The organism is Rhizobium sp. Root1220, from assembly GCF_001426265.1.
Taxonomy (GTDB): Bacteria; Pseudomonadota; Alphaproteobacteria; order Rhizobiales; family Rhizobiaceae; genus Rhizobium.
Genome location: NZ_LMDG01000023.1, coordinates 68,891 through 91,916, shown reverse-complemented (window position 1 = coordinate 91,916; position 23,026 = coordinate 68,891). Strand labels below are relative to the sequence as shown.

At 59.0% G+C, this 23,026-nt stretch carries 15 protein-coding genes; 8 read left to right on the top strand and 7 right to left on the bottom strand.

Features of this window, described 5'->3' with window-relative positions; translation table 11 throughout:
• Nucleotides 1-124 precede the first annotated feature (124 nt).
• The gene (locus ASC90_RS14860; protein WP_056541811.1) at nt 125-4,900 is read left to right on the top strand and encodes an NAD-glutamate dehydrogenase; all 4,776 of its coding nucleotides are present in this window, start codon (nt 125-127) and stop codon (nt 4,898-4,900) included.
• 29 nt (nt 4,901-4,929) lie between these two features.
• The gene (locus ASC90_RS14855; RefSeq protein ID WP_056541809.1) at nt 4,930-6,318 is read left to right on the top strand and encodes an MFS transporter; all 1,389 of its coding nucleotides are present in this window, start codon (nt 4,930-4,932) and stop codon (nt 6,316-6,318) included.
• A gap of 8 nt (nt 6,319-6,326) precedes the next feature.
• Here ASC90_RS14855 and purH read toward each other — a convergent pair whose 3' ends face one another.
• From purH to htpX, 4 genes are all read right to left on the bottom strand, one after another.
• Entirely contained in the window at nt 6,327-7,943 is a 1,617-nt protein-coding gene (gene purH / locus ASC90_RS14850) for a bifunctional phosphoribosylaminoimidazolecarboxamide formyltransferase/IMP cyclohydrolase (protein WP_056541806.1), read from the bottom strand.
• A gap of 95 nt (nt 7,944-8,038) precedes the next feature.
• Entirely contained in the window at nt 8,039-9,709 is a 1,671-nt protein-coding gene (locus tag ASC90_RS14845) for a heparinase II/III family protein (protein ID WP_056541802.1), read from the bottom strand.
• A gap of 111 nt (nt 9,710-9,820) precedes the next feature.
• Entirely contained in the window at nt 9,821-11,215 is a 1,395-nt protein-coding gene (locus ASC90_RS14840; RefSeq protein ID WP_056541799.1) for an RsmB/NOP family class I SAM-dependent RNA methyltransferase, read from the bottom strand.
• Nucleotides 11,206-12,168: a zinc metalloprotease HtpX gene (gene htpX / locus ASC90_RS14835; protein ID WP_056541798.1), complete on the bottom strand. Its 963-nt coding sequence runs from the start codon at nt 12,166-12,168 to the stop codon at nt 11,206-11,208. The genes ASC90_RS14840 and htpX overlap by 10 nt, the downstream gene beginning before the upstream one ends.
• A 121-nt stretch (nt 12,169-12,289) precedes the next feature.
• Between htpX and ASC90_RS14830 the strand changes: the two genes are divergently transcribed.
• Complete coding sequence (locus tag ASC90_RS14830; protein ID WP_056541795.1) at nt 12,290-12,514, top strand: DUF1674 domain-containing protein; 225 nt, start codon at nt 12,290-12,292, stop codon at nt 12,512-12,514.
• A 48-nt stretch (nt 12,515-12,562) separates the two neighbouring features.
• Nucleotides 12,563-13,012 carry a thermonuclease family protein gene (locus ASC90_RS14825; protein ID WP_056541792.1) on the top strand — a complete coding sequence of 150 codons (450 nt, stop codon included), beginning with the start codon at nt 12,563-12,565 and terminating at the stop codon, nt 13,010-13,012.
• Nucleotides 13,013-13,048: 36 nt separating this feature from the next.
• Here the strand turns inward: ASC90_RS14825 and acs are convergent, their stop codons facing one another.
• On the bottom strand, nt 13,049-15,004 hold the full coding sequence (gene acs, locus ASC90_RS14820; protein ID WP_056541790.1) for an acetate--CoA ligase: 1,956 nt from the start codon (nt 15,002-15,004) through the stop codon (nt 13,049-13,051).
• Between the two features lie 229 nt (nt 15,005-15,233).
• Between acs and ASC90_RS14815 the strand changes: the two genes are divergently transcribed.
• Nucleotides 15,234-15,935 carry a DUF1013 domain-containing protein gene (locus ASC90_RS14815; protein ID WP_056541786.1) on the top strand — a complete coding sequence of 234 codons (702 nt, stop codon included), beginning with the start codon at nt 15,234-15,236 and terminating at the stop codon, nt 15,933-15,935.
• A gap of 51 nt (nt 15,936-15,986) precedes the next feature.
• On the opposite strand, the gene ASC90_RS14810 is transcribed toward ASC90_RS14815, so the two are convergent.
• Both ASC90_RS14810 and ASC90_RS14805 read right to left on the bottom strand, forming a co-directional pair.
• Entirely contained in the window at nt 15,987-17,897 is a 1,911-nt protein-coding gene (locus ASC90_RS14810) for a propionyl-CoA synthetase (RefSeq protein WP_056541783.1), read from the bottom strand.
• Between the two features lie 81 nt (nt 17,898-17,978).
• On the bottom strand, nt 17,979-18,638 hold the full coding sequence (locus ASC90_RS14805; protein ID WP_056541780.1) for a YggS family pyridoxal phosphate-dependent enzyme: 660 nt from the start codon (nt 18,636-18,638) through the stop codon (nt 17,979-17,981).
• A gap of 200 nt (nt 18,639-18,838) precedes the next feature.
• Between ASC90_RS14805 and leuS the strand changes: the two genes are divergently transcribed.
• From leuS to holA, 3 genes are read left to right on the top strand one after another with little or no spacing between them, the layout of a single operon-like run.
• Nucleotides 18,839-21,469 (top strand): leucine--tRNA ligase, encoded by a 2,631-nt coding sequence (leuS, locus tag ASC90_RS14800; RefSeq protein WP_056541777.1) that lies wholly within the window; start codon nt 18,839-18,841, stop codon nt 21,467-21,469.
• Nucleotides 21,459-21,980 carry an LPS assembly lipoprotein LptE gene (gene lptE / locus ASC90_RS14795; protein WP_056541774.1) on the top strand — a complete coding sequence of 174 codons (522 nt, stop codon included), beginning with the start codon at nt 21,459-21,461 and terminating at the stop codon, nt 21,978-21,980. Before leuS ends, lptE begins: the two co-directional genes overlap by 11 nt.
• A gap of 10 nt (nt 21,981-21,990) precedes the next feature.
• Nucleotides 21,991-23,025 carry a DNA polymerase III subunit delta gene (gene holA, locus ASC90_RS14790; protein ID WP_056541771.1) on the top strand — a complete coding sequence of 345 codons (1,035 nt, stop codon included), beginning with the start codon at nt 21,991-21,993 and terminating at the stop codon, nt 23,023-23,025.
• Nucleotide 23,026 lies beyond the last annotated feature (1 nt).

The following is a 23,026-nucleotide window of genomic DNA, read 5'->3' as shown; positions in this document are numbered from 1 at the left end:
GTAAAATTTTACGTCTCGGCGAACAAAAACGCACGAAAGCTGCCAACGGGCGGCTTCTTTTAGCGATTCTTTCGTCGGATCTTCTGCTAACCTGTGCAAAATCAAAGAAATGGGAGTATCTGCGATGGCCGGACGGAACAGTCCAAAACGGGAAAAGCAACTCGAAAGCGCGGCCAAGATCGCAGCGGCAACAGGCGAAGCGCATCTCGATCCGGAGATTCTTTTTGGACGAGCAAGCAACGACGATCTGGAACTCTATACGCCGGAGATGCTGGCACTTGCCGCAGTGCACTCGGCAAGGGAACTGGCAGCCTGGGGAGGCAAGGCGCCGCACATCAGCGTCGAAACCGTCGACGATGTCGAGCCGAATGGGACGGCAGTTTCGATCCTGACGGTCACCGAGCGCAACATGCCCTTCCTCTATGAATCCGTCATGGGCGAGGTGACCAGCAGCTATCGCGACTTGTACATGGCAGTGCATCCGATCCTCGTAATAGATGACGGCAAGGCGCCTACGCTTTATTCCGCCGACGCGCCAAGCGAACCGGCAAAGCGGGTCAGCCTTATCCAACTTCACCTTGCTCCGCTAACCGCAGCGCAATCCGCCAATCTGATCGAGCGAATCGAGGCGGTTGTCGAACAGGTACGACTAACGGTGTCCGATTGGAGGCCAATGCTCGACAAACTCGGAACGGCAATAGACGCGCTTTCCGCTTACAATCCCGGTCGCAGAAAAGCGGAACGGGACGAGGCGCTCGCATTTCTGACCTGGCTGCGCGACACGAATTTCACCTTTCTCGGAATGCGAGAGTACGTCTATTCTGGGAAGGGGTCCGGCTCAAAGGTCGAGCGCGACAAGGGTGCTGGCCTCGGCATTCTTTCGAATCCTGATGTGCTCGTCCTGCGTACCGGAAAGGACGCCGTCACCACGACACCGGAGATTCTCGCCTTCCTGGACGGTCCGGATTTCCTGATTGTCACCAAGGCAAATGTGAAGTCGATCGTCCACCGCAGGGCCTACATGGACTATGTGGGCGTCAAGCGCTTCGACAAGAACGGCAACGTGGTCGGCGAACTGCGCATCGTTGGCCTTTTCACCTCGACGGCCTACACATCCCTTGCCAAGGATATCCCCCTGCTGCGGTCGAAGATCGACCGGGTGAAGGAGCATTTCGGCTTCGATCCGATGAGCCATTCGGGACGTATGCTGGACAACACGCTGGAATCCTATCCACGTGACGACCTTTTTCAGATTGACACGACGCTGCTCGCGACCTTCGCGGAACAGATCAATGACCTCGCAGATCGACCGCGGGTCCGAGCCTTGCCACGCATCGATCACTTCGACCGCTTTGTGTCCGTGATCGTCTATGTGCCGCGTGAGGAGTACGACTCGATCGTCCGCGAGAAGATCGGCAGCTATCTCAAGGAAGCCTATGATGGGCGCGTGTCGGCCTACTACCCGGCCTTTCCGGAAGGTGGAGTGGCACGCGTGCATTTCATCATCGGTCGTTCAGGCGGCAAGACGCCACGGGTTCCGCAAGCGAAACTAGAAGAGGCGATCCGCGCCATCACGGCACGTTGGGACGACCGCTTCGAAGCGCTGGCGGGTCCAAAGGCACTGCGAATTCATGTGACTCCCGCCTTTCAAGACCTCTTCCCGCCCGAAGAGACTTTTTCCGATTTGGCCGATATTGCGGCCTGTGCTGAGGGCGAAGCAATCCGCATCGCCTTTTATACCCGCGAGAAAGACGGTATCGAGCTTTGCTGCCTGAAGATCTTTCATGCGGCTGGTCAGCTTGCCTTGTCGCGCCGCGTGCCATTGCTTGAGAATCTCGGATTCAACGTGATTAGCGAGGGGACGTTTGACATCGATGTCACCCTCAGCGATGGCAGCGAGAAACTGGTCGTTCTGCACGATATGGATCTGGAAGCTCGCGCCGGCGTCGAAACTGACATCTCGCGGCACGGCGCAACTTTGGAAGAGGCATTTCTCGCGGCTTTTGCCGGCCGTATCGACAACGACAACTTCAACAGGCTGATCGTCTCGGCAGAGCTATCGGCCCGGGAAACCAGTGTCCTTCGCGCCTACGGCCGCTACTTGCGCCAGGTCGGAGTTCCCTATTCTCAGGACTACATAGCGACAACGCTCGACAAGTATCCGGCAATTGCCGGCCTGATCTTCCGGCTGTTCCACGAAACCCTTGATCCCAGGCAAGCCGAGAAAGCACGGATCAAGAAGGTTGCCGAACTGCACGGGAAGATCGAGGCGGCGTTGTCGGACGTCCCCAGTCTTGACGATGACCGAATCCTGCGTCGCTACGTGAATGTTGTAGACGCAACCCTGCGCACAAACTACTTCCAGCGCAATCCCGATGGCTCTCCCCGGACGATGCTCGCCTTCAAGCTTGATCCGAACCTCGTAGACGGCTTGCCGGCACCGCGTCCGTTCCGCGAGATGTTTGTCTACGGCGTCGAGGTCGAAGGCGTGCATTTGCGCTTCGGCAAAGTCGCCCGCGGTGGGCTACGCTGGTCGGATCGTGCGGAAGACTACCGCACGGAAGTATTGGGCCTGGTCAAAGCACAGCAGGTCAAGAACGCCGTTATCGTGCCGGTCGGCGCGAAGGGCGGCTTCTATCCCAAGAAGCTCCCGGTCGGCGGAACCCGTGACGAAATCTTCAATACGGGTCGGGACGCGTACAAGACCTACATCCGTACACTTCTCTCGATAACCGACAACATTGCCGGCATGGATATTGTGCCTCCCAAGGATACGGTACGGCTCGACGGCGACGATCCTTACTTTGTCGTGGCGGCCGACAAGGGTACTGCAACCTTCTCGGACACGGCCAACGCGCTTGCTCAGGAAGCCGGTTTCTGGCTCGATGACGCCTTCGCGTCCGGTGGTTCTGCCGGCTATGATCACAAGAAGATGGGGATCACCGCGCGTGGCGCGTGGGAGACCGTGAAACGCCACTTCCGCGAAATGGATATCGACATCCAGACCACGCCATTCACAGTCGCCGGCGTCGGCGATATGTCGGGCGACGTTTTCGGCAACGGCATGCTGCTCTCGCCGAAGATCAGGCTTATCGCTGCGTTCGACCACCGGGATATACTCATAGATCCCGATCCGGATATGGACAGGACGCTCGGCGAGCGTCAGCGCCTGTTTAACTTGCCGCGCTCAAGCTGGCAGGATTTCGACCGGGGCATTCTGTCGAAGGGCGCGATGGTCATCTCCCGCTCGGCCAAAACCGTGACCTTGACGCCGGAGGCCGTTGCTGCAATCGGCATCGACAAGGCGGTCGCCACCCCATTTGAGATCATGACGGCGATCCTCAAGAGCTCGGTCGATCTGCTTTGGTTCGGCGGGATAGGTACCTACGTCAAGGCGCTATCCGAAACTGATGCCGACGTCGGCGACCGTGCTAACGATTCGATCCGCGTGTCCGCTGACGACCTGCGCGCCAAGGTGATCGGCGAGGGGGCGAACCTTGGCGTCACCCAGAAGGGTCGCATCGCCTACGGTCTCAAGGGCGGTCGTTGCAATTCCGATGCGATCGACAATTCGGCCGGTGTAAACACCTCCGACGTCGAGGTGAATATCAAGATTGCACTCGCTGCAGCAATGCATGACGGCCACCTCACGCGGGCGAAGCGGGACCAGCTACTTTCCTCCATGACCGAAGAAGTCGCGACGCTTGTGCTTCGAAACAACTACCTGCAATCGCTCGCTATATCCCTCACAGAGCGCAAGGGAACGGGGAACGGGCTGGAACTCGGCCGATTCATGACCGTGCTGGAAGGTGCAAAGCAGCTGAACCGCAAGGTCGAGACCCTGCCGGACGACACGACGATGGCGGAGCGTTACGCGACGAACAAGCCTCTGACACGGCCGGAAATCGGTGTTCTGCTTTCCTACGCAAAGATCGTTCTTTTCGACGCTCTCGTGGCAAGCGATCTGCCGGATGACGCCTATTTCGCCGCCACGCTCTCACAGTACTTCCCGGCGAAGATGCGCAAGACGAATGCGTCGGATATTGCCGCGCATCGACTGAAACGCGAGATCATCGCTACGGTGCTCGCCAWCGACGCCATCAATCGCGGTGGGCCGGCCTTTGTCGTCAGCATGATGGATGCTACGGCCGCGTCCGCATCGGACGTAGTCCGGTCCGCGATCATCGCACGAGATGGTTTCGATCTAACCCGGCTCTGGGCCGAGACCGACGCCTTGGATGGCAAGGTTTCGGGGCAAATGCAAAATCGCATATACGAGGAAATCACCCGGATCTTCGTCATCCTGACGCGGTTGCTTTTGAAGACGCAGATGGCCAGGAGCGATATGGCAGCCACGATCGAGGGGCTGCAGGGCGCGCTCAGGAGGCTCAAGCCCATCTTCGCAAGTCAGATCGTGCCGGAGCTTGAGGCGCGCCGGAGCGAGTACCGGGAGGCAGGTCTGCCGGACAGCCTCGCCGCCGAAATCGCCGGACTGTTGGGCTTTGCGCTTGTGCCCGAAATTATGCAGATATCCGAACGTACGGGCGAGACGCTTGTTCGGGCGGCAGAATGTTACTTCGCCGTTTCGCGGACTTTCCGCGTCGGACGTCTTCTGGCAGCAGGGACCCGCATCGTCACCACTGACCACTACGAAAATCTGGCGCTCGCCCGCAGCGTCGATCAGATAGCCAGCGCCCGCAGAGACATCGTCATTGCGGCGCTGTCCAATCATGCTCAGGAGAAACTGCCGGTACAGGCATGGCACGCTGGTGACCGAATCAGGATCAATCGGATTGCGGAAGAACTTTCCAATCTCAGCGACAGTGGCGATCCGAACCTGGCGCGCATTACGGTGGCGGCAGGCCTGCTGACCGACCTTGCGCGTGATGGGACGAGGTGACACAGTCCGCTCGAAAACAGGAGCGGCCGGTGAATCGCATTGACTGGACGGGAACGCAGCCCGCGAAGGCAGCGGAAAGGGGCATCTGGGGCTGGATGCTCTTCGACTGGGCCGCCCAACCGTTCTTCACTGTTGTCACGACCTTCATCTTCGGCCCTTATTTCGTTTCGCGCCTTACCGCCGATCCGGTTTCCGCTCAAACGATGTGGAGCAATATGGCGACGATCTCCTCGGTGATCATTGCCGTTTTGTCACCGGTCCTCGGGTCGATTGCCGACCAGTCGGGGGCGCGGAAACCATGGATCGGCTTCTTCGCCATCATCAAGGTGGGGTGCCTCTTCGGCCTCTGGTTTGCCGCACCGGGCTCGCCGGTGATCTACCCGATGATCTTCATGATATTTGCCTCGATCGCGGCCGAATTCTCGATTGTTTTCAATGATTCCATGATGCCTCGCCTCGTCGGCAGGAACGAAGTCGGCAAGCTTTCGAACACGGCATGGGGTCTGGGTTATCTCGGTGGCATGATCGTGCTGATCGCCGTCGTGGCGCTACTGGCGGGCAATCCTGAAACCGGCAAGACCATCCTCGGTCTCAATCCGATGTTCGGCCTTGATCCGCATACCGGCGAGGATGCCAGGATCACCGGACCTATCTCGGCAGTCTGGTATTTCATCTTCATTCTGCCGATGTTCTTCTTCACGCCGGATGCCAGGAAGGGCCTTCCCTTCGGCGCCGCGGTTCGTTCGGGCCTGCGAGAACTCCGGAACACGCTTGGCGAATTGAAGGATCGCAGCGCGATCCTTCGGTTCCTTATTGCCCGTATGATTTATCAGGACGGCGTCAACGGCCTTCTCATTCTGGGTGGAGCTTTCGCCGCTGGCATGTTCGGCTGGGCGACGATCGAGATCGGGATTTATGGCATCATCCTCAATGTCGTCGCGATCTTCGGATGCATAGTTGCCGGTCGCGTGGACAGACGCATCGGCTCGAAAACCACGGTCGTCGTCAGCCTCGCCATGCTGCTGATCGCGACCGCCGGTATCGTCTCGACTGGTCCCGGCTACACGTTCTTCGGACTGCTGCCGCTCTCGACGTTCGACTCGGGAGGGCTTTTCGGTACAGCGGCGGAGAAAGCCTATATTGCCTACGGCCTCTTGATTGGTCTTGCCTTCGGCCCTGTTCAGGCCTCGTCGCGATCCTATCTCGCACGAAGCGTCAGCCCCGACGAAGCAGGCAGATACTTCGGAATCTACGCGCTGTCCGGTCGCGCCACCAGTTTCATGGCAACGCTGCTGTTTTCAGTAGTCACATACATGACGGGATCGTCGCGGCTTGGAATGACGACTCTGGTGCTCTTCCTTGCCGGAGGATTGATTTTGCTCATCCGCACGCCCTATCCGGCGGACAGGGCGTCGTAGCGTGGCTTTCAGTGGCGGAAATGACGCATGCCGGTGAACACCATTGCGACATTGTGTTCGTTGGCCGCATCGATGACCTCTTGATCACGCATCGAGCCACCCGGCTGGATGACGGCAGTCGCGCCGGCGGCGATCATCGACAGCAATCCGTCAGCGAAGGGCAGGAAAGCTTCGGAGGCAACGGCGGAGCCGTGGGTCAATGGCACCTCCAACCCGAGTGCACGCGCGGCCTCCTCGGCTTTGAGGCCGGCTATACGAGCGGAATCGACGCGGCTCATCTGCCCGGCACCGATGCCCGCAGTTTGGCCATTCTTGGCGTAGACAACCGCGTTCGACTTGACGTGCTTGGCCACCTTGAAGGCAAACCGCATGTCCTCGAGTTCCTGAGCCGTCGGCGCGCGCTTCGTGACGATCTTCAGATCGAGATCCTCAACCATGCCGTTGTCGCGGCTCTGCACCAGAAGCCCGCCTGACACCGTCTTTGCCGTCAGGCCCGCCGAGCGAGGATCAGGCAAGCCACCGGCCGCCAGCAGCCGAAGGTTAGCCTTGCGGGCGACGATCGCCTTTGCTTCATCGGTTACGTCGGGAGCGATGATGACTTCGGTAAAGAGCTTGATGATCTCTTCGGCCGTCTCCGCATCAAGCGTTTGGTTGAGCGCAATAATACCGCCGAAGGCCGACACGGAATCACAGGCCAGCGCCCGCTTGTAAGCCTCCACGAGGCTTCCACCGGTCGCAACGCCACAGGGGTTTGCGTGTTTGATGATGGCGCAAGCTGGAGACTTTTCGGGAAGGAATTCCGCGACCAGTTCGTAGGCAGCATCGGTGTCGTTGATATTGTTATAGGAAAGCTGCTTGCCCTGCAGCAACGCCGCGGTCGAAACGCCCGGACGTTGCTCGCCGGTCACATAGAACGCTGCCTTCTGGTGTGGATTCTCGCCGTAGCGCATCTCTTCCCGCAGAACGCCGCCGATCACCCGGTGGCGGGGTGTATCGATCGATAGCGCCTCGGCGAACCAGTTGGAGATCATCGCATCATACGCCGCTGTGCGAGCGAAGGCCTTCGCCGCCATGCGCTGGCGAAAGGCATATGAAGTGCGACCCGAATCCGACGACAGTTGCTCCAACAATTCCGGATAATCTGCCGGATCCGTCAGTATGGTCACGTAGGCGTGGTTCTTGGCCGAGGCGCGGATCATGGCTGGACCGCCGATGTCGATATTTTCCACGGTCGTCGGATAATCGCCGCCGGCGGCACGAACATCTTCGAACGGATAGAGATTGATGACCGCGATATCGATGCCCGCGATGCCGTGGGCTTTCATCGCTTTCTGATGGTCAGCGTCGTCGCGGATAGCCAACAGACCACCATGCACCTTCGGATGCAGGGTCTTGACCCGACCGTCCATGATTTCCGGAAAGCCGGTGATGTCCGAGACGTCGGTGACGGCAAGTCCCGCCGCCGCAATCGCCTTGTGCGTCCCGCCGGTCGAAAGCAGGCGAACCCCATTGTCGGCCAGCGCACGCGCGAGTTCGACGATGCCGGTCTTGTCAGAAACGGAAAGCAACGCGGTCTTTGCGCTGACCTTGTCGGGGGCAGGAATTTTCTTTGAAACAACGGCCATGAGGCTTCTCCGTTTGATCTTCAGGAGATATCCGGCGAGGGTCACGCGGACTATGGCGCCGCGTTAGCACAGCTTTGCCGCGACGCAAACAGCGACTAGCTCTTGCGGGACAAAAACCAGCGTATTTCAGGCTTTTCCGGATAGGAGAAATTGATTTCGATCTGATCCGACCCACAGACGCCGGAAGCGTCCGCGAAGAACACGTCCTCGGCGACCAGCACCTCGTTTCCGGGCGACGAGAAAAGCCAAGTCTCGCCATCCGGCGCCGTCATCATCACCGACTCGCCGTCCACCTGGTTGAGATTGATCGCTGGGTGCGCATGAAAGCGCGCGACGGCACGCAATGCTTTGTCGTCCTTGCGTTCCTCGGGGACGACCAAGCGGTCACGTCCGGTAACGATCAGACCCGTTGCGTTCAACGTCAATTCCCGCTCGTGGAGTGCGCCAAAAGTCTTGAGATACCCGTCGTGGCTGGCCTTTACGACATCGCGCCCGTCGTCTGCCAGCGCGCGGTCGACATTCACCGTCTTGACCGCTTCGGTAATGACATTCGATAGGAATTCCGACAGTGCGAAGCGGCTGGATGACGTATCGTTGAGCGTCACGGTCGAATGGGCGGCGGTGGTTCGCGCAATCTGGATATAACGACGACCGGCGAATTTGGGTGACCCCGAATTGACAATAAACCGATGACGCCCCGACGACATTTCGAATGACAGGCAGCCCGCATGCGCCGTGCGCGACATTTTGCCTGGTGGAGGAAGCCCGGTGTCGGCGATGATAACCGTTCTTCCCGCGGCCAGCCGCTGATAGCGTGAATGTGGCATCGCCTTAAATGGTTCGCCGGCTGTCTCGTCGTAACGCAAAAGCGACATCAGCTCCGTTGCCAGCGTCGATGTCGCACCGTTGAACAGTGCAAGGTCACCGTCCTGATGCCTGAAGAAACGAAGCGCCGGATACATGCGGTCGATACCCGAAATGAGCTTCTGCGGCAGATCGTGGCCAAGATTGACGTAGGTTTGCCGTAGCGGCAGCAGATCGAGTAGCAACTCAAGCCCGACCCGCGGGTTGCGGGAGACATGGCCGCCGTCAGGAAGTATCTGGCTATCGAACTCCTGATCGAGCGCCTCCGCGGCTCTGCGCAAAACGCCCGGGCGCGTCGGCATCGAAATCGACGCCATCGCGAGCGCGATGCGCAGCCGGAACCGAACTTCGCCAGGCGGGGCATATTTCACCATGCGGCGAAGAAACCGCACCTGAAAGGCCAGCGACTTGAGGAAACGACGATAGAAACCGCGATCGGCATTGTGCAGCACGACAGGCGAGTGTGAGAGCCAGGCGATCACCCGCTGCGCGGTCACATCGATTTCCCACGCAATGCCCTCGATACGTCCACCATGGATTGTCAGCCAACTGTTGACGATCGAGCGGGCGACATTCGAATGAAGGTCGCTCTTTTTTGTCCGCATATGGCGGAGCCAGCCGAAACCGTGGAGCCTGACTGCGAAGGAGCGAGAGGGAAGGCTGAAAGTGAACGGGGATTTCCCACCAGTTTCGAGAAGCCGACCCGCCAGGGGGAAACGACCGTTCAGGATCTCTTCCGCAACATGGGGATCAACGGCCCGCAAGTCGGTGGGTGCAACAATCAGGCGTTCGGGCGCGTGAACCGTATGGCGAAACAGACGCAGGCGCAGCAACGCGGCGCGGCACTCTGTGCGCCGCCAAGCTTCCCCCAGATAAAGACTCGAGAACCGCCCGGACCACATGTCTATTGTCTATTGACCCACGTCGTTAAGAATAGATGAATACGCCCGGCACAAACGACGATCGTCATATCAATTTATGACAGATGCTCAACTATGCCAGCTGCCTTTCGATCAGGCAACACGACGCAGCACCGCGGCGTAGAAGCCGTCGAGGCCCGGTGCGAAGCCGGCAGGTGCAGTCAGCATGTCGGGAGTCGTGCGGAAGTCACCAAGCGGGCTGATGGCAGCTTCGAGCCCCGGCCACCGGCTCGGCTCTATTGGGAAACGCTCCACCGCTGGCGTGTCCGCGAGAACGCGTCGGATCACTTCTTCGCCTTCTTCCGGGTCCAGCGAACAATTCGAGAAGACAATCGTCCCGTTAGGCTTCAACAGCGTGATGGCATGGCGAAGAAGGCGTTCCTGCAATGCTGCAAGCTTCGCGATGTCTTCCGGCCCCTTGGTCCAGAGCACATCGGGATGGCGACGGGTTGTTCCCGTGGACGAGCATGGCGCGTCAAGTAGGATCGCGTCGAACAGCTCTTCCGGCTGATATCGTGTGAGGTCGGTGGCTATCGTTTCCGCCTCAAGCCCGAGGCGGTCGAGATTGGAACGCAGCCGCTTGATGCGGTTTTCCGATTGCTCGACGGCGACGACGGTACCCCCAGCGAGAATAAGCTGGGCCGTCTTCCCGCCCGGAGCTGCGCAAAGATCGGCCACACGCTTGTCCGTCAGGTCGCCAAAGAGCCGGGCTGGGATGCTGGCAGCCGCATCCTGTACCCACCAGGCACCTTCCTCGAACCCATCAAGCGAAGGAATGCCCCCTGCGAAGGCAGCCAGCCGAACACCCCCCGTCGGCAGGACATAGCCGTTGAGCTTCCGCGCCCAACCCTCGGCATCCGATTTGACGCTCAGGTCGATCGCCGCCGGCTCGAGTTGCGATTCGGAAATCGCTCGCGCAACCTGCTTTCCGTAAGACTTCTCTAGCCGCTCGATAAACCAATCCGGCATTGGCGAGATGACACTGATCTGTGCCAGGATGTCTTCCTTCTCACGTCCCAGACGTCGCAGCACTGCATTTGCCACCTTCGCAAAGCGCCGGCTTCGCGGGTCATGATTAGCCTGCTCGACGGCGAGGTCGACAGCAGCATGGTCCGGTACGTCGAGATAAAGTATCTGGGCGGCAGCAACCGAAAGGACGTGCTGAAGGGCGCGCGCCCCTTCCGGCAAAGGCGAGTCCAGTAGCAATGAAATTGCGGCCTCGATCCGCGGCAGATGGCGAAGGGTAGTGTTCAGGATGGCCCGCGTGAGCGCGCGGTCTCCTTCGTTGAGCGCCTTATAGGCGGGATTTCCGTGCTCGTGGTCCAGCGCGCCGTCAAGTGGCAGCTTCCGGTCAACGACGGCCGCAAGAATCTTGGCAGCGGCGGCGCGAACCTGAAGCCCCGGCTTCTGCGGGCTTTGAGACGCGCGAGGGGCCGCGGATTCGTTCCTACGAAATGGCTTCTTTTTCCCGTCTGAATTCAAGACCATGGACCTTTTGGCGGTTGCGAGCCACCGCGGCTAAGGCCGGCATCCGGAACAGAGCGCGATTTGCGTGTCGGATTATCAGCGCGAACCGGCTGCGTCGAGGCATTCGTGTCGCTTCGTGCCATTTCCTCCAAAGCCGCAATGCGGTTGTCGGTGTTGGGATGCGTCGAAAACAGATTGTCCATTCCAGCCCCGGTCAGCGGATTGATGATAAACATATGTGCCGTTGCAGGATTACGTTCGGCGTCATAGTTGGGTGTATGAGCCGCGCTTCGCGCAATCTTGCCGAGCGCCGACGCAAGCCATAGCGGGTTTCCGCAGATCTCGGCCCCGCGACGGTCGGCGGAATACTCGCGAGTCCGGCTGATCGCCATTTGTACCAGCATCGCCGCCAGCGGTGCTACGATCATCGCCAGCAACACACCGATGAAGCCCAGAGGGTTGCTATTGTTGTCGCGATTTCCGCCGAGGAAGAAGGCGAAATTCCCAAGCATGGAAATCGCACCGGCCAACGTCGCTGTGATCGTCATCGTCAGTGTGTCGCGATTCTGGACGTGGGCCAGCTCATGTGCCATGACGCCTGCAACCTCTTCGGGCGAAAGCGCGCTCAGCAGGCCGGTGGAGGCAGCAACCGCAGCATTTTGAGGATTGCGGCCGGTGGCGAATGCATTCGGCTGTGGACTATCGTAGAGATACACCTTCGGCATCGGCAGTCCGGCATTGCGGGCAAGATCGCGGATGATCGAGAAGAATTCAGGAGCGTTGCTCTCATCAATCTCCTGCGCGCGGTAGGCGGAAAGCACCATCCGATCAGAATTCCAATAGGAAAAGAAATTCATGCCGGCCGCGATCACGAAGGCAATCATCATGCCGCCGCGGCCGCCGATCATGAAACCAACGACCATGAACAGCGCCGTCATGAAGGCAAGCAGCATGGCAGTTCGTACAAGATTCATCGGTCTCTCCCATCTCCCGCCGCACACCATCGGAATGACTAGGCTTTCAAACGCGGCGCCAGCGCAGTATGATTTGGTTATTCAACGGCCATTTTCAATATTTTTCGGGCGGACGTGCGTGATGCAAGCAGCGGATAACGACAATGTGGAAGCAACCGTAGCGGAAGGAACGCAAGTACCGCGCAAAACATTATCCCCAGCTGCCGCACGAGCGCTTGCAGAAGCTGAAGACCGCCGCAAGAATGAAAAGCCGAGCGATATGCCGGTTGAAATCGGAGGGCGAGGGGGAGCTGATCCTGCTCGCTTCGGCGATTGGGAAATCAACGGGCGGGCGATCGATTTCTAAGTAAATATTCCTATTGACTTTCGATCACAATCGGAATTTATTCCTTTTATGATGAATCTCATCCCCATGCTTTCGTTGATTCTTGTCGCAACAACCGTGACAGCTCACGCGCGTGACCAAATCGATGGGCCGGTAGCCGCCGAGATCCTGCGGGTAATCGATGGAGACACCCTGCTGGTAGAGGCGCGTCCTTGGCCTCAACAGCTGATGGAAGTCTACGTTCGCATTCGGGGTATCGATGCGCCGGAAATGCACTCAAAATGCGCCGAGGTAAGACTAGCCGGAATCGACGCGCGGCATGCTCTGGAGGACCTGACGGCTGGATCGCCGGAAATTCGGCTGACGCAAATCTCCGGCGACAAGTATTTTGGTCGCATTCTCGCGAACGTCACCCTTTCGGATGGGAGGAATCCGGCTACGGACCTTTTGGCCGGGGGCATTGTCCGCGCTTACGACGGCGGCCGCAAACCAAAAATGCCTTGTTCCGACGAAAACTAGGAAGCCGCGTCGATCCTGCGAAGCGGCCTCCTTAGCTCAGGCCGTTGCCTTGTTTTGTCGATTGGCTATGAGATCGTCGACGACCGCCGGATCGGCAAGTGTAGAGATATCACCGAGGGAGCCGAAATCGTCTTCGGCGATCTTGCGCAGAATGCGGCGCATAATCTTGCCGGAGCGGGTCTTAGGCAGGCCTGGTGCGAACTGGATTTTGTCGGGCGCGGCAATGGGTCCGATCTCGGCCCGAACATGCTTGACCAGCCGCTGACGGAGATCGTCGGTACCCTCGTTGCCCGCCATCAGCGTCACGTAACAGTAGATACCCTGGCCCTTGATCGGATGCGGGTAACCGACGACGGCTGCTTCCGAAACCAGACTGTGTGAAACGAGCGCCGACTCGACCTCGGCCGTACCGAGGCGGTGGCCTGAAACATTGAGAACATCGTCGACGCGCCCGGTGATCCAGTAATAGCCGTCCGCGTCGCGACGGCAGCCGTCGCCCGTGAAGTATTTACCCTTGTATGTCGAAAAATAGGTCTGAATGAAGCGCTCGTGGTCGCCGTAAACCGTGCGCATCTGCCCGGGCCAGCTGTCGGTGATGCAGAGATTGCCATCCGCCGCGCCCTCCAGCACATTGCCTTCATTGTCGACGAGCTGCGGCGTGACACCAAAGAACGGCAAGGTCGCCGAGCCGGGTTTCAAGTCGGTCGCGCCCGGCAGCGGCGTAATCATGTGGCCGCCGGTCTCCGTCTGCCACCAGGTGTCGATGACCGGGCAGCGCTTGTCACCGACCACGTTGTAATACCACTCCCAGGCTTCAGGATTGATCGGTTCGCCGACTGTACCGAGCAAACGCAGGCTCGAGCGGGACGAGCGCGTAACAAAGCTGTCGCCGGCTCCCATGAGGGATCGAATAGCCGTCGGCGCGGTGTAGAAGATGTTGACCTTGTGCTTGTCGATGACTTCCCAGAAACGCCCCTGATCCGGGAAGTTCGGCACACCTTCGAACATCAGCGTCGTGGCGCAGTTCGCTAGCGGACCGTAGACGATGTAGGAGTGTCCGGTCACCCAGCCCACATCGGCCGTGCACCAGTAGATATCGCCGGGGTGATAGTCGAACACATATTCGTGCGTCATTGCCGCATAAACGAGGTAGCCGCCCGTCGTGTGCAGCACCCCCTTCGGCTTTCCTGTCGAGCCCGAGGTGTAGAGGATGAATAGCGGATCCTCCGCCTTCATCTTCACCGGCGGGCATTCGGCCTTCACCGTAGCGATTTCCTGATGATGCCAAAGATCGCGGCCAGGTGCCCAGCCGGTCTTGCCGCCGGTGCGGCGCACGACCAGAACCTTGTCCACGATCACGTGCTGACGCGCGGCGATATGAATCGCGGTGTCAGTGTTGTCTTTCAACGGCACCGGTTTTCCGCCACGCACACCCTCATCGCAGGTGATAACGAAGGTCGACTCGCAGTCGACGATACGACCGGCCAGCGCTTCCGGCGAAAAGCCGCCGAAAACGACGGAATGCACCGCGCCAATCCGGGCACAGGCCAACATTGCGTAGGCCGCCTCGGGGATCATCGGCATGTAGATGGTCACACGGTCGCCCTTTTTGACTCCGTGCTTCTTCATCACGTTCGCCATGCGGCAAACGTGCTCGTACAGTTCGTTGTAGGTAATCTTCTTATCGACGTAGGGATTGTCGCCTTCGAAGATGATTGCAACCTGGTTGCCGTTGGTCTTCAGGTGCCGGTCGATGCAATTGTAGGAGACGTTTGTCTGTCCGTCCTCGAACCACTTGATCGAGACCCTGCCCTTGAAAGACGTGTTCTTGACCTTGGTGTAAGGCTTGAACCAGTCGATCCGCTTGCCATGCTTACCCCAGAACTTGTCGGGGTTCTCGACGCTTTCCTCGTACCATTTCTCGTACTTGGACTTATCGATAAGCGCACGGTTCTTCACCGGCTTTTGAACCGGATAGATCTTCTCCGACATGGAACTCCTCCTCACTCGGATACTGGACGATCTGAAAACGAAGCAGTCCAGATTGACTTTAGGCCATTCATAGCAGGTCGCATCCACCCGGCAATTAGACGAAGGTCATTTCAATCGTGATGAATTGCAATTATGCGTCACTGCGGTTATATAGCGGCATATTTCCCGGACATTGTGGTGACAATCCACGGACCGCGACACCGGCGCGGACGACAGAAGGACTATATCCATGGCTCAACAATTGCTCATGCCGAAGGCGACCGCTATCTGGCTCGTCGACAACACAGCCCTGTCTTTCGACCAGATCGCCCAGTTCTGCCGGCTGCATCCGCTCGAAGTGAAGGCAATTGCCGACGGCGAAGCCGCGCAGGGCATCAAGGGTCTCGACCCGATTTCCACCGGCCAGCTTTCCCGCGACGAGATTGCCCGTGCCGAAAAGAATCCGGCTCACAAGCTTAAGCTTTCGGAGCCGAAGGTTCGCGTGCCTGAATCCAAGCGCCGCGGCCCGCGCTACACACCGGTTTCCAAGCGTCAGGATCGACCGAACGCCATTCTCTGGCTGGTTCGCAACCATGCGGAACTGAAGGACGCACAGATATCCCGCCTGGTCGGCACCACCAAGTCGACGATCGAGCAGATTCGCGATCGCACCCACTGGAACTCGGCGAACCTCGCACCGATGGATCCTGTGACGCTTGGCCTATGCAGCCAGATCGATCTCGACATGGAAGTCGAAAAGGCCGCAAAGGGTCGTCCGCTGCCGACCGCCGCCGAACTCGGCGCGACCCTGCAGTCTGCGCAGGAGACAGAGCGCCTGACACCGAGCTACGAGCGCGAGGAAGAGAAGGAAATCGACGCCGATGCCGTCTTTGCAAAGCTCAAGTCGCTGAAGTCTTCGCCGAAGGATGAAGACGAGGACGACCAGTACTGATCCGTCAGACATCGAGTTCCCAAACCCCGCTTATGCGGGGTTTTTTGTTCGTCACATCGGCAACGAGCCGAATCCGCGATTTCGCAATGCGTCCGTTATCTCCTCGAGAACTGCCGGATCGTCGATGGTCGCCGGCATCTTCCACGGGAGGCCATCGGCAATCTTCTGCATCGTGCCGCGAAGGATCTTGCCAGATCGGGTCTTGGGCAAACGGTCGATGGTGATTGCTGTCTTGAAGGCAGCAACGGGCCCGATCTCCTCTCGGACAAGCTTCACCACCTCAGATTCAATGACCGATGTTTCCCGTGAAACATTCTTCTTCAGCACCAGAAAGCCGCATGGCACCTGTCCCTTGACCGGATCGGCGATGCCAACCACGGCGCACTCCGCCACATCCGGATGGGTGGCGCAGACTTCCTCCATCGCGCCCGTCGACAACCTATGGCCGGCGCAATTGATGATGTCGTCGGTGCGCGACATGATGAAAATATACCCGTCCTCGTCGACATAGCCGGCATCGGCCGTCTTGTAGTAGCCCGGAAATTCCGCGAGATAGGCCGAATTGAACCGCTCGTCAGCGTTCCAGAGCGTCGGCAAGCAACCAGGGGGCAGCGGAAGCTTGGCGACAATGTTGCCCAGCGTACCAGAAGGGACCGGATGACCGGCGTCGTCGAGGATCTCGATCTCGTATCCTGGCATAGGTACCGACGGCGAGCCATGCTTTATCGGCAACCTCTCTATACCCAATGGGTTAGCGGCAACCGGCCATCCCGTTTCGGTTTGCCACCAATGATCGATCACGGGAACGCCAAGCATTCGCTCCGCCCACTTTAATGTCTCCGGATCGGCTCGTTCCCCGGCAAGAAACAACGCCCGGAAATCCGGCATCGCGTGGTGCTTCAGAAGTGCACCTTCGCTATCCTCGCGCCTGATAGCACGAAAGGCTGTGGGAGCCGTGAAGAGCGCCCGAACTTTGTGCTCGGCAACCACACGCCAGAACGCACCGGCATCCGGGGTACCGACGGGTTTGCCCTCGAAGATCACAGTCGTGGCGCCTGCCAGAAGCGGTGCGTAGACGATATAGGAATGTCCGACGACCCAGCCGATGTCGGACGCCGCCCAAAAAACCTCGCCTGGTCGGATGCCATAGATATTCCCCATGGACCAGTGCAGCGCCACCATGTGACCGCCATTGTCGCGGACCACGCCTTTCGGCTGGCCGGTCGTCCCTGAGGTGTAGAGGATATAGAGCGGGTCAGTCGCCTTGACCGGTACGCATTCAACCTTTGCCCCCCGGTTCCGCGCCACTGCCACCTCAAAATCGAGATCGCGGAGGGGATTCAGCTCAGCCGCAAGCGGCGCCCTTTGGAGAACCAGACAATGCCGCGGCTTCAAACTGGCGGTTGCGATCGCCTGATCGACGAGCGGCTTGTAGGCGACGACGCGACCCGGCTCTAGCCCGCAGCTTGCCGTGATGATTAGTTTCGCCGCCGAATCGTCGATGCGCGCCGCGAGTTCGTTCGCAGCGAAACCGCCGAAAACCACCGAATGCACCGCGCCAATACGCGCACAGGCGAGCATCGACAGGATCGCCTCCGGTACCATCGGCATGTAGATGATGACGCGATCGCCCTTCGCAATCCCGTATTGCCGGAGTGTCGCGGCAATGGCGTTCACCTTCTCAAGCGCTTCGTCGTAAGTGAAGACAGACTTCGTGGCGGTGATAGGGCTATCATAGATAATAGCCCTGTCACTGCCGCGTCCCGCTGCGACGTGACGGTCAAGGCAATTGTAGCAGGTGTTGGTTTCGCCACCGACAAACCAGCGGCCATATGGGCCATCGTCGGCCGAAAATACATGCTCTGGCTGCTTGAACCAGGTGATCTCTTGCGCCGCTTTGCGCCAGAACGCCTCCGGGTCGAGTTTCCATCCCGCGTAGACTTGCTGATAGCTCTCCTGCATCTGCTCCTCCCCAGGATATGCGGTTATCCGTCAAATCTAGGGGACGAACAACAGGAGAGAAAGCCCGACCAAAGCAGCGTGTCAGCGTGCCCCGAAAATTGCAGATCCGACGCGAACGCTTGTTGCACCGAATGCAATCGCCGTTTCGTAGTCGCCAGACATCCCCATGGACAGCTTGCCAAGTCCGCTGGCCTTCGCCAGCTTTGCCAGCAGGGCAAAATGCGGCCCGGGATTTTCATCCGCTGGCGGGATGCACATGAGCCCTTCGATGGTAAGACCGAGTTCGTCTCGGCAGAAATCGACAAAGGCAGCGGTATCGCCAGGCTCAATACCTGCCTTTTGCGGCTCGAGACCGGTGTTTACCTGAACATAGAGCCGAACGCTCCTTGCCTGTCGCTTGATCTCGGCGGCGAGCGCCCGCGCGATTTTCTCGCGATCGATCGTCTCGATAACATCAAAGAGTGCGACGGCCTCCGTCACCTTGTTCGATTGCAATGGGCCAATCAGACGAAGCTCGATATCGACGGTCTCCGACTTCAGTTCGGGCCATTTTGCCTGACTTTCCTGAACCCGGTTTTCTCCGAAGATCCGCTGTCCCGCCTCTATCGCCGGCCGGATCGCTAGTGCGTCGAATGTCTTGGACACGGCAACGAGTTGCACAGATTCTGAAGATCGGCCGTCTTGGCGCTCGGCGTTCGCTATGCGCAAACGCACATCGTCCAGTCGCTCTTGAAGTTCCATCGTTTTGTCCCGACATGACCGGATGAAAAAGATGGCAATGCACTAAACGCCCGTTCTGTGCTTGCCAAGGCCCACCCGCGCGAAATCGTCGCCAAAGGGGGCGGGAACAGCCGTTCGAGACAGCTGCAAAACTTGACGCTACAGTGGTTTCATGGTGAAGGTCACCACCTACTCCCCTGATTTCCGGAAATACGAATACGATGGCTACCGAACGTTATAATCCGCGCGATGCCGAGCCTCGCTGGCAGCAAAAATGGAATGACGAAAAGGTCTTCGAGACCGACAATAGCGATCCGCGCGAAAAATACTACGTACTGGAGATGTTTCCGTATCCATCTGGACGCATTCACATGGGCCATGTGCGGAACTACGCCATGGGCGACGTGGTTGCCCGTTACAAACGAGCTCGCGGCTATAACGTTCTCCATCCGATGGGGTGGGATGCTTTTGGCATGCCGGCGGAAAACGCCGCGATGGAGCGCGGTGTGCATCCGGCATCGTGGACCCATCAGAACATCGCCTCCATGAGATCGCAGCTGAAGGCCATGGGCCTGTCGCTGGACTGGAGTCGCGAATTCGCGACCTGCGACGTAGCCTACTATCGGCACCAACAGCATCTCTTCCTGGATTTCCTGGAGAAAGGGCTCGTCTACCGCAAGCAGTCCAAGGTCAACTGGGATCCGGTCGACAATACGGTGCTGGCCAACGAGCAGGTCATCGAGGGGCGCGGCTGGCGTTCCGGCGCGCTCGTTGAGCAGCGGGAACTGACACAATGGTTCTTCAAGATAACAGATTTCAGCCAGGACCTGCTTGACGCGCTTGATACGCTTGACCAATGGCCAGAAAAAGTCCGGCTGATGCAGAAGAACTGGATCGGTCGTTCCGAAGGAATGACGCTGCGCTGGGAGATTGTCAAAGAGACCGCTCCGGCCGGCGAGACGGAAATCACGGTTTATACCACCAGACCGGATACGCTCTTTGGCGCTTCCTTCCTGGCGATCGCAGCCGATCATCCGCTCGCGAAAGATGCCGCTGCCAAGAATCCGGCTATCGACGCCTTCTGCGAGGAATGCCGCCGCGCCGGCACGTCCCTGGCGGCGCTGGAGACCGCTGAGAAGAAGGGGATCGACACAGGCATCCGCGTGAAGCATCCACTGGACCCTTCCTGGGAGCTGCCGGTCTATGTCGCGAACTTCGTGCTGATGGACTACGGGACGGGCGCGATTTTCGGCTGCCCGTCGGGCGACCAGCGCGACTTGGAGTTTGCCCGTAAATACGATCTGCCGGTCGTGCCGGTCGTGATGCCAAAGGACGGCGACGCAGCGACCTTCAGCGTGGGCGAGGTCGCCTACGATGGCGAGGGTGTCATGATCAACTCGCGCTTTCTCGATGGAACGACTACCGACGAGGCGTTCGGCATTGTTGTCGACCGGCTATCCGGGATGTCGCTTGGCAATGCTCCGCAGGGAGAGCGCAAGGTCAATTTCCGCCTGCGTGACTGGGGTATTTCTCGGCAGCGCTACTGGGGTTGCCCAATTCCGGTTATCCATTGCGAGGACTGCGGTGTCGTTCCCGTCCCGAAAAAGGACTTGCCGGTCGAACTGCCACAGGATGTGACTTTCGATCAACCGGGCAATCCGCTCGATCGCCATCCGACATGGCGCCATGTGGCGTGCCCCCACTGCGGCAAGGATGCCCGGCGTGAGACCGACACGATGGACACGTTTGTCGACTCGAGCTGGTATTTCACACGCTTCACGGCTCCGTGGGAGAGCAGCCCTACGGATTCCGAAGCCGCCAACCGCTGGCTGCCCGTCGATCAGTATATCGGCGGCATCGAGCACGCGATTCTGCACCTGCTTTACTCTCGCTTTTTCACGCGGGCGATGCGCGAGACCGGTCACGTCGACGTCAAGGAACCATTCAAAGGTCTCTTCACTCAGGGGATGGTCGTCCACGAGACTTATAGCCGGGGCTCTGGCATGAACCGTGAATGGGTAGCGCCGGCAGACATTCGCATCGAGGAACTGGACGGCAAACGCCGCGCTTACCTGCTGTCGAACAGCGAGGAGATCGCAATCGGCTCGATCGAGAAGATGTCGAAGTCGAAGAAGAATGTTGTCGACCCCGACGATATCATCGCATCTTATGGAGCGGATACAGCGCGCTTTTTCGTTCTGTCGGATTCGCCCCCTGAGCGCGATGTCATATGGTCCGAATCCGGCGTGGAGGGCGCTCATCGTTTCACCCAGCGCCTCTGGCGCCTCATCTCGGAGGCGTCAGGGAATTTGAAAGGCGTAGCGTCAGCTCCGGCCAGGGACGGCGAAGCACTTGCCATCTCCCAGGTGGCTCATAGGACGCTGAAGGCTGTCCAGAACGACTATGATAAGCTTTGGTTCAACAAGGCTGTCGCGCGGATCTACGAGCTCGTGAATGCGCTCGCCGCTCCCTTGAGCAGGATTTCGGCCGGTGAAGGCGATGCAGCCTATCGCGCCGCAGCTCGCGATGCAGCCGAAATCCTTGTTCAGCTGGTGGCTCCCATGACACCGCACCTTGCCGAGGAGTGCTGGACAGCGCTGGGCAACAGCGGCGTTCTGGCGCAGGCCGGCTGGCCAACCTATGATGAAAACCTGGTTGTCGAAAACGACGTGGTTCTCCCGGTTCAGATCAACGGGAAGAAGCGCGCCGAATTGACAATTTCTCGCGACGCAGATCAGAATGCCGTCACCGAAAGCGCGCTCGCGCTGGACGAGGTCAAGAGGGCGCTAAGCGGTCAGGTCCCGAAGAAGATCATTGTGGTTCCGCAAAGGATTGTGAACATTGTCGTTTAATATCGCCCCTAAGCTGGCGCGCGGTACAGGTGTTGCCGCGATCCTTGCTTCCACGATACTTCTCACGTCCTGCCAGGTTCGCCCGCTCTACTCCGAAGGTTCCGGTGCTGCGGGCAAGCTTGCGTCCGTCACCTTCTCTGAGCCGGCGAGTCGCGTCGAGCAGGAGGTGCGCAACCGATTGATCTTCCTCGCCTCAGGTGGTGGAGGAGAACCGGAAAACCCAGACTACAAGGTCGAATTGAGCGCGCGCTCCAGTGTCATCAGCACGCTACTTGTCGAGTCGTCCGACACCTCCCTTGCCGGGCGTGCGACAGTAAGCGTCGACTACACGCTGAAGGCAACAAAGGATGGACATGTGATCAAGGCGGGCAACCGCTACGCGACGGCGCTCGTCGACTTTCCGTTCCAGGAGTTCGCCAAGCAACGCGCCATTCGTGACGCGGAGAACCGCGCCGCCCGCCAGGCAGCCGAGTTTGTGGGCGCCGACATTGCGGCTGCTCTCGGCCGCTAGGGACGGTCATATGGCCGATATAAAATCGCACGAGTTTGAAGGGTTTCTACAGAAATCCGCCCGCAACTATCGCCTTTTTGTCGTCTATGGACCGGATCGGGGCTTGGTGTCCGAGCGGGCAACCGCGATTGCCGGGAGGACGGGCGTCTCGCTCGACGATCCCTTTTCGTTGATTAAGCTTGATATCGGCGACCTGCAACGAGATCACGGTCGACTTATCGACGAGGCGGGTGCGATCGGATTGTTCGGCGGCGACAAACTTATCTGGATCCGCGGGGCCAGCAACGAAAAGTATCTTGTTGATTCGCTGCACTCGCTCTCAGCCGACACACCAGATGCGACCTTCGTGATTGTCGAAGCGGGCGATCTCAAGAAGGGCTCCCTTCTCAGAAAATTGGCAGAGACCGCGCGAACGGTCATGACCATTCCATGCTATGCCGACGACACGCGTGCCCTAAATGGTCTGATAGACGCCGAGCTCTCTGAAACCGGACTGACTATAACGGCCGCGGCAAGGCAGGCGCTATTGGAGCTGATTGGCGGAGACCGGATTGCCTCTCGCAATGAACTGCGAAAGCTCGCCTTATATCGCCGCGGGTGTCAGACGATCGAGGAGCATCACGTGACGGAGATCATCGGCGACGCGAGTGCCATCTCCGTGGACGATGCCGTTGATGCAATACTGAGCGGCAACCCCGGAAACTTCCTTCATGCCATGCAGAAGATCATCGCGTCGAAGACCGCGATATTCCTGGTTATCCAGGCGTGCCTCAAGCAATTTCAGCTGATGGACGCGATGAAGGCCGAGATGGATGACAAGCGCCTTCCGGTGGGCCAGGTCATGCAAACTATGGGGCGCCACTTGCATTTCCGACGCAAGCCGATTGTCGAACAAGCTTTGCGAACGTGGTCATCTGAGGCTGTCACGCGTGAAACAAACCGGCTTCAGGCTGCCATCTTGCAAACACGCAAACGATCGAACCTTGAAGATACAATCGCGCTTCAAACCCTGCTTTCTACAACGCTACAGTCGGCCAGAAGATAGC